The 15,832-nt window shown below is 61.0% G+C and carries 14 protein-coding genes and 2 tRNA genes; 5 read left to right on the top strand and 11 right to left on the bottom strand.

Annotation, left to right across the window (positions count from 1 at the left end; genetic code table 11):
• Positions 1-169: 169 nt before the first annotated feature.
• Positions 170-820, bottom strand: coding sequence for a phosphoribosylanthranilate isomerase (locus tag DIC75_RS09465; protein WP_250987764.1), 651 nt, complete (start codon positions 818-820; stop codon positions 170-172).
• A 211-nt stretch (positions 821-1,031) separates the two neighbouring features.
• On the opposite strand from DIC75_RS09465, the gene DIC75_RS09460 reads away from it, so the two are divergent.
• A complete protein-coding gene (locus DIC75_RS09460) occupies positions 1,032-1,466 on the top strand; it encodes a hemerythrin domain-containing protein (RefSeq protein ID WP_250987763.1) in 435 nt (144 codons plus the stop codon).
• A 128-nt stretch (positions 1,467-1,594) separates the two neighbouring features.
• Here the strand turns inward: DIC75_RS09460 and DIC75_RS09455 are convergent.
• Positions 1,595-1,668: transfer RNA gene (locus DIC75_RS09455), tRNA-Phe, on the bottom strand.
• A gap of 114 nt (positions 1,669-1,782) precedes the next feature.
• Here DIC75_RS09455 and DIC75_RS09450 point away from each other — a divergent pair.
• Positions 1,783-2,757 carry a DHH family phosphoesterase gene (locus tag DIC75_RS09450; RefSeq protein WP_250987762.1) on the top strand — a complete coding sequence of 325 codons (975 nt, stop codon included), beginning with the start codon at positions 1,783-1,785 and terminating at the stop codon, positions 2,755-2,757.
• Here DIC75_RS09450 and DIC75_RS09445 read toward each other — a convergent pair.
• The gene (locus DIC75_RS09445) at positions 2,744-3,478 is read right to left on the bottom strand and encodes a hypothetical protein (RefSeq protein WP_250987761.1); all 735 of its coding nucleotides are present in this window, start codon (positions 3,476-3,478) and stop codon (positions 2,744-2,746) included. The two genes, DIC75_RS09450 and DIC75_RS09445, sit on opposite strands and share 14 nt — an antisense overlap.
• Before the next feature lie 93 nt (positions 3,479-3,571).
• On the opposite strand from DIC75_RS09445, the gene metG reads away from it, so the two are divergent.
• Positions 3,572-5,566, top strand: a complete 1,995-nt coding sequence (gene metG / locus DIC75_RS09440; RefSeq protein ID WP_250987760.1) for a methionine--tRNA ligase — start codon at positions 3,572-3,574, stop codon at positions 5,564-5,566.
• 4 nt (positions 5,567-5,570) lie between these two features.
• Here the strand turns inward: metG and DIC75_RS09435 are convergent, their stop codons facing one another.
• From DIC75_RS09435 to DIC75_RS09420, 4 genes are all read right to left on the bottom strand, one after another.
• A complete protein-coding gene (locus DIC75_RS09435) occupies positions 5,571-6,242 on the bottom strand; it encodes a class I SAM-dependent methyltransferase (RefSeq protein WP_352151727.1) in 672 nt (223 codons plus the stop codon).
• A 327-nt stretch (positions 6,243-6,569) separates the two neighbouring features.
• Positions 6,570-6,644, bottom strand: a tRNA-Arg gene (locus DIC75_RS09430).
• 81 nt (positions 6,645-6,725) lie between these two features.
• Positions 6,726-7,115, bottom strand: a complete 390-nt coding sequence (locus tag DIC75_RS09425) for a DUF473 domain-containing protein (protein WP_250987759.1) — start codon at positions 7,113-7,115, stop codon at positions 6,726-6,728.
• Between the two features lie 5 nt (positions 7,116-7,120).
• Entirely contained in the window at positions 7,121-7,834 is a 714-nt protein-coding gene (locus DIC75_RS09420; protein WP_250987758.1) for a proteasome assembly chaperone family protein, read from the bottom strand.
• 59 nt (positions 7,835-7,893) lie between these two features.
• Here DIC75_RS09420 and DIC75_RS09415 point away from each other — a divergent pair, with 59 nt between their 5' ends.
• Positions 7,894-8,220 carry a DUF5611 family protein gene (locus DIC75_RS09415; RefSeq protein ID WP_250987757.1) on the top strand — a complete coding sequence of 109 codons (327 nt, stop codon included), beginning with the start codon at positions 7,894-7,896 and terminating at the stop codon, positions 8,218-8,220.
• Positions 8,221-8,764: 544 nt separating this feature from the next.
• Here DIC75_RS09415 and leuS read toward each other — a convergent pair.
• From leuS to DIC75_RS09395, 4 genes are read right to left on the bottom strand one after another with little or no spacing between them, the layout of a single operon-like run.
• Positions 8,765-11,527, bottom strand: coding sequence for a leucine--tRNA ligase (gene leuS, locus DIC75_RS09410; protein ID WP_250987756.1), 2,763 nt, complete (start codon positions 11,525-11,527; stop codon positions 8,765-8,767).
• A gap of 55 nt (positions 11,528-11,582) precedes the next feature.
• Positions 11,583-13,481 (bottom strand): PINc/VapC family ATPase, encoded by a 1,899-nt coding sequence (locus DIC75_RS09405; RefSeq protein ID WP_250987755.1) that lies wholly within the window; start codon positions 13,479-13,481, stop codon positions 11,583-11,585.
• Positions 13,482-13,504: 23 nt separating this feature from the next.
• Positions 13,505-13,870 carry a phosphoribosyl-AMP cyclohydrolase gene (hisI, locus tag DIC75_RS09400; protein ID WP_250987754.1) on the bottom strand — a complete coding sequence of 122 codons (366 nt, stop codon included), beginning with the start codon at positions 13,868-13,870 and terminating at the stop codon, positions 13,505-13,507.
• 6 nt (positions 13,871-13,876) lie between these two features.
• Positions 13,877-14,665, bottom strand: a complete 789-nt coding sequence (locus DIC75_RS09395; protein ID WP_250987753.1) for an A24 family peptidase C-terminal domain-containing protein — start codon at positions 14,663-14,665, stop codon at positions 13,877-13,879.
• Between the two features lie 384 nt (positions 14,666-15,049).
• Between DIC75_RS09395 and DIC75_RS09390 the strand changes: the two genes are divergently transcribed.
• Positions 15,050-15,688, top strand: coding sequence for a hypothetical protein (locus DIC75_RS09390; RefSeq protein ID WP_250987752.1), 639 nt, complete (start codon positions 15,050-15,052; stop codon positions 15,686-15,688).
• Positions 15,689-15,832: the final 144 nt, after the last annotated feature.

Below are 15,832 nucleotides of genomic sequence, written 5' to 3'. Positions count from 1 at the left end.
ATATTCCGGCTATGTTCGGAAGAGATGATTCTGATGTGGGCTGAGATAAAGGTAGGCAGTTCCGGCGTACCCGGTCCTCCAGCCTGGATGCGCGTTCATCGGCATTCCTTACCGGAGATGGCATAAATGCCTTGCCTTTCGGCACCACCCGGGGCGGCGATGCGATCTCTCAATCTTGCAGCAGAGCGTTTCTTGCTTCGCGGGCAAAAGCCAGGGTTCTTTCCGGGTTGCGGACGCCGTCTTTCTTGACGCCGGTATGCACGTCGACTCCGTACGGGCGGACCTTCCGTATTGCCTCTCTAACGTTCTCCGGCCTGAGCCCTCCTGCGAGTATCACGGGAATTGCCGAGTTTGCCACGATTTTTGCACTGATATTCCAGTCGTGAGGGATTCCCGTCCCCCCGATCTTCGCCGCTGTCCTGGTGTCGAGGATGAGCGCATCGGCGTAAGGCTCATAGAGTTTTCCTGTCTCGATGGCCGATTCGTCCGTCACATGAACGGCTTTCACGATCTTGAGGTACGGGAGGGCATAGCGGATGACGTCCAGTTCGGACGGTTCGACGGCGTTCTGGACCTGCAGCGTCGTGCAGCGCGATTCTTTCACCAACCCGATGAGGTCCTCCGTCTCCTGCAGGTGGGTGACCGCGACCGGTTCGATGAACGGCGGGAGATGACGTATCATCTTCGCGGCTTCTGCCGCCGTTACGAAATCGCTGCTCTGGTGGGTCACGCCCATGATGAACCCCATGGCGTCGCAGCCCGCATCGATTGCGCACCGCATATCCGCAAGGCTGGCTGTTCCACAGAATTTGACACGCATCGGATTCTCTCTGTCTTAATGGTAGATAGGCTATCTGCATAGCCGGAAGGCCGTGACGCCGGGTGATGGCGGCAGAGGCAGGTCGGCGGGGTCGTGGCGGCGATGGTGAGGCTGATGGAGTCTTAGCCGCATGAGATTGTCCTGCTCTTCTCGGGCGATACTGTTATCTATTCGGACTAATGTGTCAGGGACGGCACCCGGGGGAGTATATGTGGACCAGGATATTATTGAGGCGATCCGGCAGGATCACGAGCAGATTATGAAGGTGCTGGACGATCTGGGAGTGCACGGCCGCGCAACCTCCGAGGCCTACAGCGTCGCCAGGGGATTACTGTACTCGCATATGTACGGTGAGGAAGTGACGATATACGAGCGGATGAGGTCAGAAATGTATGAGCGGATCGAAGATTCCCTTGCCGAACACAACTCAATCAGGATCTGCCTGGATCGACTGGACCGGATCGAGATTGGAACGGAATGGGTGCCTACCATTCAGGTTCTGAAACGGCGGGTGCAGTTCCATATCGATAGCGAAGAGCGGCTGCTCAAGGCGGCCGAATCGTTCATTGATACATCAGAACGGTTCGAGATAGCAGAACGCTTCCAGCGTGCCAAAGGGGCGCAATCCAGTTACACCCTGGCATGATGTACCGGGCGGGAACAATCGCCCGCCGGACGGGATAGGTTCTGCAGCATAATCTCACAGAACCTTCTGCAAATCTCTTGCAGTCTCCATCATTTCAGAAGCGAAGACGTCAGAAAAGTTGCTCGGAGTGCCCCCGCCCGGATTTGAACCGGGGACAACCAGATCTTCAGTCTGGCGCTCTCCCAGTCTGAGCTACAGGGGCTTCTGCCTTACAGTGTTGTCGGTCGTCCCTAATAAATTCTGTGCTCCCGGAGGGGCGGGACGGCAGCGGACCTTAAACCGCCTGTTTATCACATCCCGCATCGATGTATAACCAATGGGCCGGAGCGATAAGAAGTCGGATAGCCGGGGCGCGAACCTGATGCAGGCGCTCTCCGGGAGGACGGAGACGGTCGTGCATCTCACGCACAACGACCTCGACGCCGTCGGGAGCGATGCCATTCACCGGAGGAAGTACGGGGACGTCTTCACCATCTGGGCTTCGGTCGGCAAGTTCCTCTCCCTCTTCGACGCCGTGGCCGGTTCTCCGGGGCGGGGCGACCTCCTCAGCATATCGGATATCGGCTACCAGCAGGGCGTCGAGCAGCGGCTCGCCAAAGCACGGTCGAACGGGTGGCGGATCGAGTGGCGGGACCACCACCGCTGGAAGGACGAGGAGATCCGGGCCGTCGAGAAGAAGACGAACTTCCTCCATGTCGACGTCGCCACCTGCGCCACCGGGATCGTCGCACGCGACCTCGCCGCAGGCGACGCGGTGGCGGAGGAGATCGCGCGGGTCGTCTGCGACTACGACCTCTGGAAGCACCAGGACCCCCGGTCGAAGATGCTCGGCCAGGTGGTGATGCGGAAGGGCTGCCGGGAGTACGTCCGCGACAACCTTGTCCGGGGCACGATCGTCGATGCGAGGATCGAGAGCGAGTACGCGGGGATCGTCCGGGAGATGGAGCGGGACATCGGAAAGAGCCTTCGGCACACCACCATCATCGAGGGCGATCGCTACCGGATCGCGTTCGCTCCCCTCTACGGCTACCCGAGCGAGACCGCCCACGCCATCCGCGACGAACTCGGCACCGACGTCGAGGTGGTCGTCTCGGGAAACGGCCGCATCTCCATCCGCTCCGTCCCCCCGATCAGCCACCTCATAGCCCGGGAGTTCTCCGGCGGCGGCCACCCCCACGCGGCCGGGGGCACGTTTACGTTCAGCCTCCTCGACCGCCTTCTCTTCTGGCTCGTAAAACGGAACCGCCACTACCGCCTCCTTGCGGAAGCGGCGGAGTCTATCGCGCAATAAACGCCCGGTCTACGAGGTGCTTCCAGTAGTCCGGGCAGCCGTCCTCGCAGTAGCCGCCGACCTCGAGCATATCCGGGTCGATGAGTTCGGCCGTCGCCGCAAGGTCTTCCTTCTCGGGATCGAGCAGGACGAGCTTCCGGACGCGGAACTGCTCCATCAGGTCGGGGGCCCGGTTAAGGTCTCTTGCCGGGAGGACGAGGTCGCTCTGGTACTCGAGCAGCAGTTCTAGGTCGAAGGTCTCCGGGTTTCTGGGGAAGAAGAGGATCTTTCTGCCGGCAAGCACCTCGAGCTCGATCGCGTCCGCCTCTTCAGCGACCAGAACGTGCCCCGGCACGCCGGCATCCCTCATCTCCCGGGCGAGCCGGGCATACGCGGTCGCGATCGTCTCGGAGAATCCCTCTTCATCATCGATGTAGGCGTCGCGGAACCCGAGCAGGTGGGGGGCGGGGAGGGAGAACCAGGCCTCCTTGTGCCTCGCCCGGACGCGGCGTGCATCCGCGGCCACGGCGGCCGGCTCGATGCCCGGCTCGTCGACGAGCACCCCGTCTGCCATACCCAGGAAGGCTTCCCGCCACCGCTCGCCGTAGAAGACGCCGCCGGCGGCGGGGATCGCCACGCCCTCCTGGGCATCGAGCGACTGCTCGAGCCGGTAGGTGACGAGGTCCGCTTCCTCTCCCCGCTTCTCTTTCAGCCACTCCGCGAGCTCCGGAACCGTGGGCATCCCGACCTCGGAGCCGAAGGACCGAACCTGTATTGGAATCCGTCGTGACATGCGCTGGTATCTTTATTAGCATCGCAACCAGAGTAGATAAGGATGAGTGGTAAGCCGTTGCTGGTAACGTGCGGGCTCCCGTACACGAACGGTCCCTGCCATATCGGGCACCTGAGGACCTACGTACCGGCGGATTTTTACGTGCGGTATATGCGCCGGTCCGGGGAGGACGTCGTCTTTGTATGCGGTTCCGACAACCACGGGACGCCGATCGTGATCAGCGCCGAGCAGGAGGGTTCGACCCCCCGCGTCCTCTCGGAGCGCTATCACCAGCACTTCTACGATACGTTCCGGCGGATGGAGGTCGTCTTCGACCGGTTCGGCATGACCGACGATGCCATGAACCACGAGACCACCCGGTCGATCGTCGAGCGGCTCATCGAGAACGGCTACGTCTACGCCAGGACCATCAGCCAGAGTTACTGCCCGGACTGCGAACGGTTCCTCCCCGACCGTTATGTGGAGGGGATCTGCCCCCACTGCGGGGCCGTCGCCCGGGGCGACGAGTGCGACCAGGGGTGCGGGCAGCACCTCGAGCCCGGCGAGATCAAGGATGCGGTCTGCAAGGTCTGCGGCGGGAAGGCGGAGTACCGGGAGCAGGAGCACTACTTCTTCAGGCTCTCGGCATTCCGCGAGTTCCTCCTCGAGTATCTCCCGGACCTCCGGGGCACGTCCACCGCCCGGAACTACGCCCTCGGGTGGGTGAAGGAGCTCCTCCACGACTGGTGCATCACCCGGACGCTCGACTGGGGCGTCAAATTCCCGGGGAGCGACGACCTCGTCGTCTACGTCTGGGTCGACGCACCGATCGGCTACATATCGTTCACAAAGGAGTGGGCGCAGAGTGCAGGGGCCGACTGGAAGGACTACTGGTGCGGCGACGAAACCGGGGTCACGCACTTCATCGGCGGCGACATCATCTACCACCACTGCATCTTCTGGCCGGCGCTCCTCAAGGCGGCGGGCTACGGCCTCCCGCACGCGGTGGTCGCAAGCGGCATGGTCACGATCGAGGGCAGGAAGTTCTCGAAGTCCCGGGGCTACGTCGTCTGGACGAACGACGACTATCTTGATATGGGGCTCCCGGCGGACTACCTCCGCTACTACCTCCTCTCCTACACGAACCACACAAAGGAGCTCGACTTCTCCTGGAAGGTCTACGCCGAGCGGGTGAACAACGAGATCGTCGGGACGCTCGGGAACTTCATCTACCGGACGATGTACTTCGCCGAGAAGGAGTTCTCGGGCGTGCCCGACCTTGCCCCTCGCCCGGCCGTCCTCGAGGAGATCGAGCGGTCGCTCGCCGGCATCGACGCCCTGATGCGGGACTACGACTTCAAGAACGCCGTCGATTCGATGATGGCTTTAGCGTCGTTTGGGAACGGCTATATCCAGAACAACGCCCCCTGGAAGCTGATCAAGGAGGACAGGGCCGCGGCAGAGCAGGCGATCGCCGACTGCCTCCAGATCGTGAAAGCGCTCGCCCTCGTCTTCGAACCCCTGATGCCCGAGTCGATGCAACGGGCCTGGACGATGCTCGGCTACGAGGACAGCATCGCCGACCACCCGATCGCCGAGGCCACGGCGCCGGTGGGGGCCCGCACACTCGCAAAGCCCTCTACCCTCTTTGTGAAGGTCGAGGAGGCCCAGGTCAAAGACCTTGAGGCGACCCTTAATCTGCGGGTCGAGAAGGCAAAGGAGGCGGCCGCACCGAAGATGCCCGTCGTCTCGCTCGATGAGTTCGGAAATCTCGATATCCGGGTCGCAAAGGTCGTCTCGGCCGAACCGATCAAGGGCTCGAAGAAACTCTACAAACTCGTCGTTGACTTAGGAAACGAGAAGCGCCAGGTGGTCAGCGGGATCGCGCAGTTCTACGCCCCCGAAGAACTGGTGGGCAAAGACGTGGCGCTGATCGCAAACCTCGCCCCGGCAAAGATCTTCGGCGTCGAGAGCCGGGGGATGATCCTCGCCGCTGGCGACGAGGCCTCCCTTCTTGTTCCTCTCCGGCCGGTAAGCCCGGGGACGAAGGTCAGATAACCCCCTATTTTATGCAGACCGGTACCGGGTAGCGTTCGCCGTCTTCCATATACTCCTCAACGCTGACGGAAAAACCCGCCTCTTTCAGGAGATCAAGCCAGAGCGAAAGCGGGAAGATTCCGCAGACGTGCCGGTCGGTAACGATCTCGAGTTCTCCGTCGCGGTGAATCAGGTAGAGGAGCGTCACTTCGTAGGTACTGTCGGAGGGATCGGGGTCGTACTCGTTCTGGATAAAAATCAGTCCGATATCACCGGCGGTGTGTGCCGAACAATCCGTCCGGTTCTGCAGGAACCGTTCCGATCTCCGCTCCACAAGCGTAAGAAAGATCCCGCCCGGCCGGAGGTGGAGGTACGCCGTCTCGAAGACCGCTCTGAGGTCCTCTGGCGTGAGCATGTAGTTGATCGCATCGTGCGCAATGACCGCATCGAACGTCCGCCCCAGCCGGACGGTCCGCATGTCGCCGGAGATATACGTCGCCTCCGGGTTCAACCGGCGCGCAAGGGCGAGCATCTCCTCGCTCATATCGACTCCGGTCAGGGTAAAGCGCCCTTTTAGCCAGAGATCGAGGTGTCCGCCACCGCAACCAAGATGGAGCAGCGTTCCGTGACCGGTCCGCCGTATGATACGCTCGCTGTAGAACTCCGCTTCGTCTGCGTACTCCTCCGGAGGGCTGATGATCGGCCAGAGCCAGGTGAGATCGTTATAGAGGCGTCGTTCGTCGTTTTGGGTCAGGGATTACACCCCCCTGGACTTCGGAAACGTTCTTCTTAGATGCTCTGCTGCACGGATATGCGTTCGCTTTTCTTCAGACCGGGCTGCCGTGCCGTTCCTGAGATCCGGGGAGGTCCATACCCCCGCTTCTCGAAGGGTGCGACGGGCCGAAGGGTGCGACTGCCGGAACGGCAGGAGCTTGAGAAGGCCGAAGGCCTTCGAGTCCGGAGCTTGAGAAACCCGAAGGGTTTCGAACAACGACGGGCACGCCGGCTGCGGCGTTAAAATCGACGGGCCTGGAGGGATTCGAACCCTCGACGTCCGGGTTAGAAGCCCGGCGCTATGTCCTGGCTAAGCCACAGACCCCTGTGGTATTCCCATACATTTTGGTCGCCCGGAGTTATTAACTCTTTGAGGGGTGGTGCGTCTTAAAAAAAAGAGGGTGTATCAGCCGGCCCGGTAACATGCCGACCTGATGATCTCGACCTTGGTCGGGTCCCCCCACTTCCGCCCTTCCACGTCGCGGGCGATGGTCGTTCCCCGGAACTGGACCTTGATCCGGGCCGACATCCGCTCCCGCTCCTCGAAGAAGAACGGGTTGGCGACCTCGATCCGTTTCATGCTGATGTTGAGGACGAGGAGATCGACCATGATCCCCGGGTCTCCGGGGGAGAGGTCCTCCTCGTTGACCGACGTTACGAAGATGCACTCCCCAGGTGTGGTCTCGGTCAGCGTGATGATGTTGTGGGCGCTGTTCAATTCGAGGGTGCGGGCCTTGCCGCTCTTGAGTTCGGCAATGACCGACGGCGAGATTCCGGTTAATGCTGCATACTTCATGACCGTCACCCGTACATCGGCAGCTGCTCTCTCCGGGGCGCGGCCTCGGTCTTCTGAACCTGCTCGGCGATCTGGGACATCGCCGCCTCGATCTCCACCGCCTGTTCGAGCAGCGGCTGGATGTCCAGGTTGAGGTTGTAGATCTTGTTCAAGACCTCAATCGTGGCCGCGGAGGAGCGCGGGTCGGGGGTGTTCACCGTCTCCCCGAGGAGTCCTATCCCCGGGATGCCCCGCGTCTTGCACTCCGTGAGGATGCTTGCCGCGACGCCGGAGATGCTTCCCATGGGAAGAATGATCGTCTGGTCCTCGAGACGCTGCAGCGTCCCGCTGCTGGTCGCGACCCCGAAGACCCTCTTTTCCGGCTCGTTCGTGATGATCCCTGCGATCGTGACGATCTCCCTGATGTCGAACTGGGTGAGCCAGTCCATGATGCCGTTCGCCACCTCGTAGCAGATCATCGGGTGGATGGGGACGTCGGAGATGACTGCGGCGAGGTGATCCTTCTCGTAGAGGCGTACGGGGGCATTGATCACGCCCTTCGTCATGAGGGCGACCGGCGGGAAGTATTTGCTCGTGATCGCCCCGATCTGCTCGAACTCCATCTGTTCGACGAGGTACTGCAGGGCAATACTCCCGACGAGTCCGCTGCCGGGGAATCCGATCAACACCGTTTTTTCGGCGCCGGCAAGCGCTCTGGATATGACCTTTATATCGTCCATGGGATCAATCACTCACTCCTGGATTAATTTAACATAGCTGGGTGTCACTTAAAAATATTATGCAGGAATACCAGATCAAGCGCGGATACACGAAACAACTCGCAGAATCTATGATTCAGGGCCTCCGCGACCAGTTCGGGACCGAACCCGGCGCATCACCGGAGGGCCACTACACCATCGCCTACGGAGCGCTCCTGCGCCTTGAGGTCTGGTCCGGTGCGGAAGGCAAGACACTGATCGTCGATACCGAGGCGAACAAGGATGTCGACGACGAGACGATCATCGACACCAACCGCCGGTTCCGCAACTACCTCCAGCAGGTGACCGGGTATACGGCGAAAGAGCGGGCGAAAAAGGCACAGCAGGCACTGAAGGGAAAGGAATAACCGGATTTTTTCTTCGACCCGATATCGCTTCTTTTTTGCGGGCTGTAAAACCGCATTCTTCATTCCGATTTTCGGTGCAGCGAGGTAGGGTGCTCCTGCTGCTCTGATGTCGTTGCCTGTCGCCTGTACGTGACCAGTACGATGAAAATGCCTGGTACACTGGATCGTGGTGGCTATCGCCATTGGGGGAGGGGCTGACGGGGAGGGGGGCTCGCCCCCCTCCCCTGTCTCTACCCTGTACGCGGACATCTGTAACCCCCACCCCTCCCGGCCTCCGGCCTCCTCCCCCGCCCCTGAGGGGCGGGGGCAGTGTGTGGCGATAGCCAATGGAAAGCCGTGCATGGGTTTGTGTATCCAGTCAGAGAACAGAGGCGGGAAAAGACCCATTCTGGCAGTTTCAGGTAACGCCTGCTGGTGTTTGAACTTAGTGTCATGTTCTCTGGTGGGTGACTGCCGTTAGCCGATCGATTCGCCTCGACTTCACTAAAGAATCGCTAGAACCGGGGACGAAACGCGCAAAAAGGACTAAAAAAGGGAGAGTATCCTACTCGATCACAATCGCCGGCTTGAAGGGCAGGGCTCCCGACGCCTTCGGGTGCGTGCTCTCCTCGGCGTTCTTGACCGTCACCGGCACGCCGAACTCGTGCTCCAGGAACTGCCGTGCACCCTCGAGGACCGCCAGTTCGTCGGGCGGCGACGCTGCGAGCTGCTTCACGAGCTCGGGCGGCAGTTTCAGCACGAGCTTCGTGATCTGCTTCGCCGCGTCCGTCGCCTCGCGGCCGCGCTTGCGCATCCCTTCGTTCTGCATGATCTCCCGCATCACCCTCGTCTTGTCGGCCGAGGCCGCGATGATCCGGAACGCTTCGTGCTTCCAGGCCGGGGATACGAAGAGGCTGATGGACGTGGGCTCCATCGGGATGAGTTTCACGATCGACTCGATATCCTCGACCGTCCGGGCGAGGAGTTCTTCGGCGAGCTCGACCTCCGGGTTGATCCGGGCCTCGTCCACATCCGGCCAGGAGGCGAAGGAGACCATGCCCTCCCCGCCGATCTCGCTCCAGAGCGCCTCGCAGGTGAAGGGGATGATCGGGGCGAGCAGCCGCACCCAGGTACGGCAGAGTTCCTGCATCACGGCCCCGCCGGCCGCGCCCTCCGGCAGGCGGCGGCGGTACCACTTCAGGTCGGCCTCCACCCCGAAGAACGCCTCCTGCAGCGCCTGTCGGGTCTGGAACGAATCGAGCGCTGCTGTGGCGCTCCCGATGCGGCGCTGGAGCCTGCTCGCGAGCCAGGCGTCGATCTCGGAAGCGCCCCGGGCCTCCTTTGCCTCATCGACCGTGTTCCAGAACCGTTCTATCTGCTTTCTCGTCGACGAGACTAATTCGTTCCTCCAGTCGAAGTCCTGCCAGGGCTCGGCGCTCCCGACGAGGAACATCCTGACCGTATCGGCACCGAACTCCTCGAGAGCGTCCTCGAGCAGGAAGACGTTGCCCTTGCTCGACGACATCTTCGCCCCGTTCAGGAGACCCATGCCGAAGACCACCATGCCCTTCGGCTGCAGGTCCTGCGGGAAGATCGCCCGGTGGTGGAAGAGCTGGAACGTGAGGTGGTTCGAGATGAGGTCCTTTGCCGAGAACCGGAAGTCGTAGGGGTACCAGTAGAGGAACTCGCTCCTGATCCTCTCAAGCGTCTCGCGGTCGACGGTATCGGGGTTCCCCTCGCCCTTGAAGATATACTCGAAGACCTCCGGCGTCAGGTTCTCCGGCGGGATGGCTTTCAGGTGATGGGCGATCGTGTAGTAGGCCATGTAGATCGTCGAGTCGGAGAGCGGCTCGATGATCCAGGTCGGGTCCCAGGGGAGCTTCGTGCCGAGCCCCACCCGCCGGGTGCAGGCCCAGTCTTTCAGCCAGTCGACCGTCCGGTCGAACTCGGTCCTGACCTCGGGCGGGACGAGCGCCATCTCCTCGAGCTGGGTCTTCACCTGCTCCTTCCAGCATGGGTCACTGTACTCCAGGAACCACTGGTCGTGGAGGATCTTCACAAAGACCCTGCCGCCGCACCGGCAGATGACCTGGCGGTTGTCGAACTCGTACATCGGGATCGAACCGTAGCGCTCCATCATCAGCGCCGCCACGTCGTCCCGGGCCTCTCGCACCGGCTTTCCGCCGTACTTCTCAAAAACCTTCCCGCGGGAGAACTCGGCGCTGTAGACCTCCTGGGTGAGCGCTTCCATCCCCGGGTCGTTCTGGTCGCGGATGCCCGCCCGCTCGACCGCGTCCTCTGCCGGGATCTCGCCGTAGCCCTCGACGGAGATGAGCGGGATCGGCCGGATGGACGTGTACTTCCCCTGCTGCTGCAGGTCGCGGAGCGCGATGTAATCGAAGGGTGCGTGGGCCGGAACGCTCATGACGATGCCGGTTCCCATATCCGGGTCGACGAATGTCGCCGGAAGGACGGGGACGTCGCCGGAGAGTGGGTGGGAAACCGTCAGGTCGATGAGTTCCGTTCCCGGGATCTCTCCCGTGATCCGGACGTCGTGGTCCTGCAGGACGAGTTTCGCCGCTGCCTCCCGGCTCACGATCCACTCCCCGCTATCAAGCATCACCCGCACGTAGGTGGTCTCCGGGTTCACCCAGAGGTTCGTCACGCCGTAGACCGTCTCGGGCCGGAGCGTTGCGCACGGGATCTTCGCATCGCCCCAGGAGAAGACCACCAGGGTGAATTTGATGATCTCGGCCTTCTCGCCCTCGAGCAGGTCGTGATCGCCGACCGGGTTCTCGCACTGGGGACAGTACTTGACCGGGTGGGCCCCCCTGACGACGTGTTCGTCCTCGTGCAGGTGCTTGTACTGCCACTCGATGAACTTGCTGTACTGGGGGTCGACGGTGATGAACCGGCGCCGCCAGTCGATCGAGAGCCCGGACTTCTGCATCACGCGCCGGTACTCCTCCGAGAAGTGCCGGACAATCTCCATCGGGTCGATGAACCGATTGAGGACGTCCTGCGGCACCCGATAGAGGTCGCGGTAGAGCCCGATCGTCTTTGCATCGCCGTTTGCGATCCTCTTCGATATCCCGATGACCGGGGTGCCGGTGACGTGGAACGCCATCGGGAAGAGGACCTGTCTCCCCCTCATCCGCTGGTAACGGGCGAGGACGTCCGGGACGATGTAGGTCCGCCCGTGTCCGACGTGCATCGCTCCGCTTGGATACGGGTACGCCACGGTCAGGTAGTACTTCTCCTTCTCTGCCGGATCGGCCTCGAACGCGTGCTCCCACCGGGCGATGCACTCCCGTTCGTTGCTCTGCATATCTAATCCGCTCACTCTATGCCTCCAGATACCGATTCCTCATCTTTGCCCTGCATCATACCGGCCTCAGCCGGATCGTCTCGCCCTCGTTGTAGCGCTTGATCATCTCCTGGGCGATCGTGCTGTTCTTGGCGAGGAGGATGTCTCCCTCCTCGTTCACCGTGGCCGTGAAGAGATACTCCTTCCCGGCGAAGACGTCCACGATCTTGCCCTTATTCTCGAGGGAGACGATCGTGAGTTGTTTCCTGTCGAGGCGGATCCTGATGCCGCCGGCGAGCTGCATCTCCTCCTCGACGGGCTTTTGCGCCTCGAGTTCGCTCCGTGGCCGGATGTCGATCCCGATACCGAGTTTGTTCACGATCGCCGAGACGTTCTTGCCGCCCTTCCCGATTGCCGCCGGGACGTCCTTGTCCTCGATATAGACGACGGCCTTGTTGTCGCTGATGATGCGGACCTCGACCGGGCCGCTCGTATACCGCCCGATCTCCCGCTGGACCTCTTTTTCGGCAACCTTCCAGGAGACGTTCTCCTCGGGCTCCGCTGCTGCCGGTGCCGCGACGACCCGCGGCTCCGCCGGTGCAGCGACCGGTCCTGCGGCGTTCTTCTTCAGGGCGAGCGGCATCACCAGGGTCTCCCCTTCGTAGCGGAATATCTCGATCTCGGGCTCCCGCCGGGCGTGTTCGCGGACGACGATCACCGGGCGGACGTGTGCATCGCCGGGCATGCCCTCCGGGGCCTTGATCGTCAGTTCAAGATCGTAGATCTTCGCGATCGAACCCTGGACGACGTAGATGACGGTGTTGATGATCTGCGGGAGGATGCTGTAGTCCACCCGGTCGCAGAACCGCCGGAGGCAGTCGTGCACCTCCATCGCGTGGACCACGCCAACCATGCCCATCCCGGCGAGGCGCATGTCGGCATAGACGCTGAAGTCCTCGTTCTTCCGGATCTCATCGAAGACCACGTAGTCGGGCCGGACGAGCAGGAGGGCTTCGGCGGTGTTCGCCATGCTGCCTTCGAGCGCCGTATACTGGGTGATGTGGTCGGGCACCTGCAGGTCCCGCGGTGCCTCCATCGTCTTGACGATGAAGTCGTGGTCGGCAAGGAACGTCGCAAGGCTCTGGGCGAGGGTGGTCTTCCCCGCTCCCGGAGGCCCCGCTATCAGGACGCCGCGGCGGTTCCCGAGGATCCGCTGTTTGATCTCAGGCGCCATATCGTAATCGTCGAGCGAGAGGTCGACAAGCGGCCGTACCGCCGTGATCTCCATCCCGTCCGAGAACGGCCGCCGGGCAATCGAGATCCGGAGCGACCCGATCTGGACGACCGTGATCCCCCGTTTCTCGAGTTCGATGAAGCCGTCCGGGTCGCGCTTTGCCCTCTCGAGGAGTTCCTGCGCCATGGACTTGAGCTCGTACTCGGTCATCGGCGCATCCCGGAGGGTGACCAGGCGGGTCTCCCGGAGTTTTCCGATCTTTGCCACCGGCGGGGCCCGCTCTTTGAGGGTGATCGCGATCGTCTCCTCATCGAGGTACTGGTCGATCGATAACGGCGAGAAATCGCCTATCTGTGGCCGTAAGTAGGTGACATCGAGCCCTTTCGCCTTTGCCACCTCCGCCTGCACGAGGTCGCTCGTGATGAACCGGGCGTCATGGTCGATGGCAACGTTCCGGATCAGGGCGTCGATCTCGCCTCCGCTGGAGAGCTTCACCTGGTCGAGACTCGGGCGTTCTCCGGCAAACCGGAGTTCGATAACATTCTCCTCCGACATCCGGAAGAGTTCCTGAAGTTCGGTCAGACCGGAAAACCCTATCTCCCGCCCCTGATTCGCCTGTGCCTCCAGTTCGGCAACGACGGCTTCCGGTATGATTATTGTTGCGCCCTTATATTCTCCGCTTTTTATCAGCGATGTTATGCGCCCGTCTATCACGACGCTGGTATCGGGTACAATTTTCATAAAAAATCACCATAATAATGAAGTCATTCACCCTTATTAGCGTATACCTTCTCGGGATCAAAGACCAATCCGGCGATCTCCTCCCCCTCGACCGTTCGGTAGAAGCACGAGGCGTGGCCTGTATGGCAGGCGGCACCGGTCTGTTCCACCTCGTAGAGGACTGCATCCTCGTCGCAGTCGACGAGGATGCGGCAGACCCGCTGAAAGTGCCCGCTCTCCTCCCCTTTCTTCCAGAGTTTCTGCCTGCTTCTGCTGTAATAATGTGCATATCCGGTGGTCCGGGTGAGTTCCAGTGCCGTATCGTTCGCGTAGGCGAGCATCAGGACCTCACGAGTCCGTTTCTCCTGCACGATGACAGGCACCAATCCGTTCTTGAACTGTATCTCCATATTGATTCACATTCCCGCGATTGTCTTCATGATGACGAAGAGGATATCTCCCATGAACAGTGCAGTCAGGAATCCCGCCGTGATCGGTATGATGAACGGAATGCCGTAGGATATCCAGACTCTGCCGGCCTTCCGGTAGAGGGCAAGTTCCTTCCGGTAATCTTCGGGATGCAGCCTGAGATCTTTTGTGTATAACCGCCGCTCTCCCCGGACGATGCGCCCGAGCGAATCGGTAAAACCGACGAACCGCCTGACCAGCCTGCCGTCCTCCTCCTCGATATCTTCCATGACAAAACCAAACTCATTCTGGATAGTTTTCCCGTCGACGGGGAACCCGAGGAAGAGACAGGGTAGCGGGGCCCGGTTTCCCTCCAGAAGGTTCTTCGCCAGTATTGCAACCGGGGCCGCGATGTTGATGAGCACGGCGTTCGTCAGCACGGTGAATGGGAAGAACCCGAGGGGCGAGGCACCGAAGTACGGCTCGATCGGGAAGAACGGGATGCATGCGGTTATGATGATGAGAGCATACGCATCCGCCCCCCCGAAGAGGTTTACGGCCTGGAAGAGGTAGAAGAATCCGCAGAAGACCGCGACCAGAATGAGGTACCCCGCCGCCGTCTGCCAGTCTGCGAAGATGGTCAGTCCGTATACCCAGAGGGCCATCGGAATCGCGATCGCGAGTGCAGGACGCCAGGTTTTGTGGGGCACCCGCCGCTCCTTTGCGTCCAGGATTGACGCGTATATGAGCGTGACCCCTATCGCAACCGCTGCAATCATGAGCGGGACAGCTGCCACGGGCGGAAGAATCATGGGCGAGTACTTTATCCACCTTTTATCTCTTATTTCTGGCGATCTCTCTTTGCAGGGGATCCCTGGTGTTTCAATGCGTTTTCCGGACGTATGGCCCCTCAAGCGCCCCCTTATCCGAATATGGCGGCTCCTGGCCTCCCGATCTCTGGTCAAGCCCCTCAGATCGGTCGGAACTCCTCCGGAGATCCCTGTTCGCAAACGGTCTCCTTCCGCCTCCCTGATACGCCGCTTTCACGAGAATATTTGCCAGAATCGAGATTGGATTATCACAAGGTATTAATAATAGCATACTGATGTGATATATTGTGATAGGGGTAAAATCCCCTTTCCGGCATAAAAAACTACTGAATACCATACCTGAAGATGTACATGGACATAAACGACCTTATGGGCGAGATCCTACAACAGTCGACCTGCGAGGGGTGCTTTACTCTTGACGAGTTGCTGCACTACGGCACCGTTCACTCTTCGACCGGGATAGGGGTCTCGAAAGAGGAGAAGCATACGTTTTTCCTGGTTTTCTCCAGCGGCGAACCGAACGGTGCCATGTTTGTCGATGAGAAGGGGACACTCTTCGGAGACTCTGCCGTCCTGCGCCTGACCGGGAGGGAAGAATTCGAACTCTTCCCGGTGATGACGCCGATTGCCGACGCACTGGTGTCACGGTGCAGGATCTTCGAGAAGAGCCACCTGAAGAAGAACGGCCGCCTCGACATTCCGACCATCGGCACGCCTACCCGACAGCGGGTGGGGATACTCTGCCTGACCGTGCGCAACGGCCGGGTGCCTCTCGCCGGAGCCCATGTCGCGATCCGGAAGGGAAAGGTCGTCATGACGAGCGATGTGACGGATTCCGGGGGAAGAGTCTGTTTCCGGCTCCTTAACGGGCGCTACATGTGTGTGGTCTCGGATCGGATCGGCGAGCGGACACGGTGCATCATCGAGTTCCATGAACCTCAGGTAGAAACGTACGTTGATATTGGGGGCACAGAGGATGAGAACAGGTGAAGACGAAGAACGTGAATTGATAGCAACGGTCAGGAATCTTCTCACACACTCCGGGGAACTGCAGACTGGCAACGGGAAAACCACGATAGAAAGTGTCGATCCCGCTCCGCCGTTCCAACCTCCCGGGGAGGAGGTTCGGGAAGA

The organism is Methanoculleus oceani (assembly GCF_023702065.1).
In the GTDB taxonomy this organism is placed as follows: Archaea; Halobacteriota; Methanomicrobia; order Methanomicrobiales; family Methanoculleaceae; genus Methanoculleus; species Methanoculleus oceani.
This window is presented reverse-complemented; position numbering and strand designations above follow the sequence as displayed.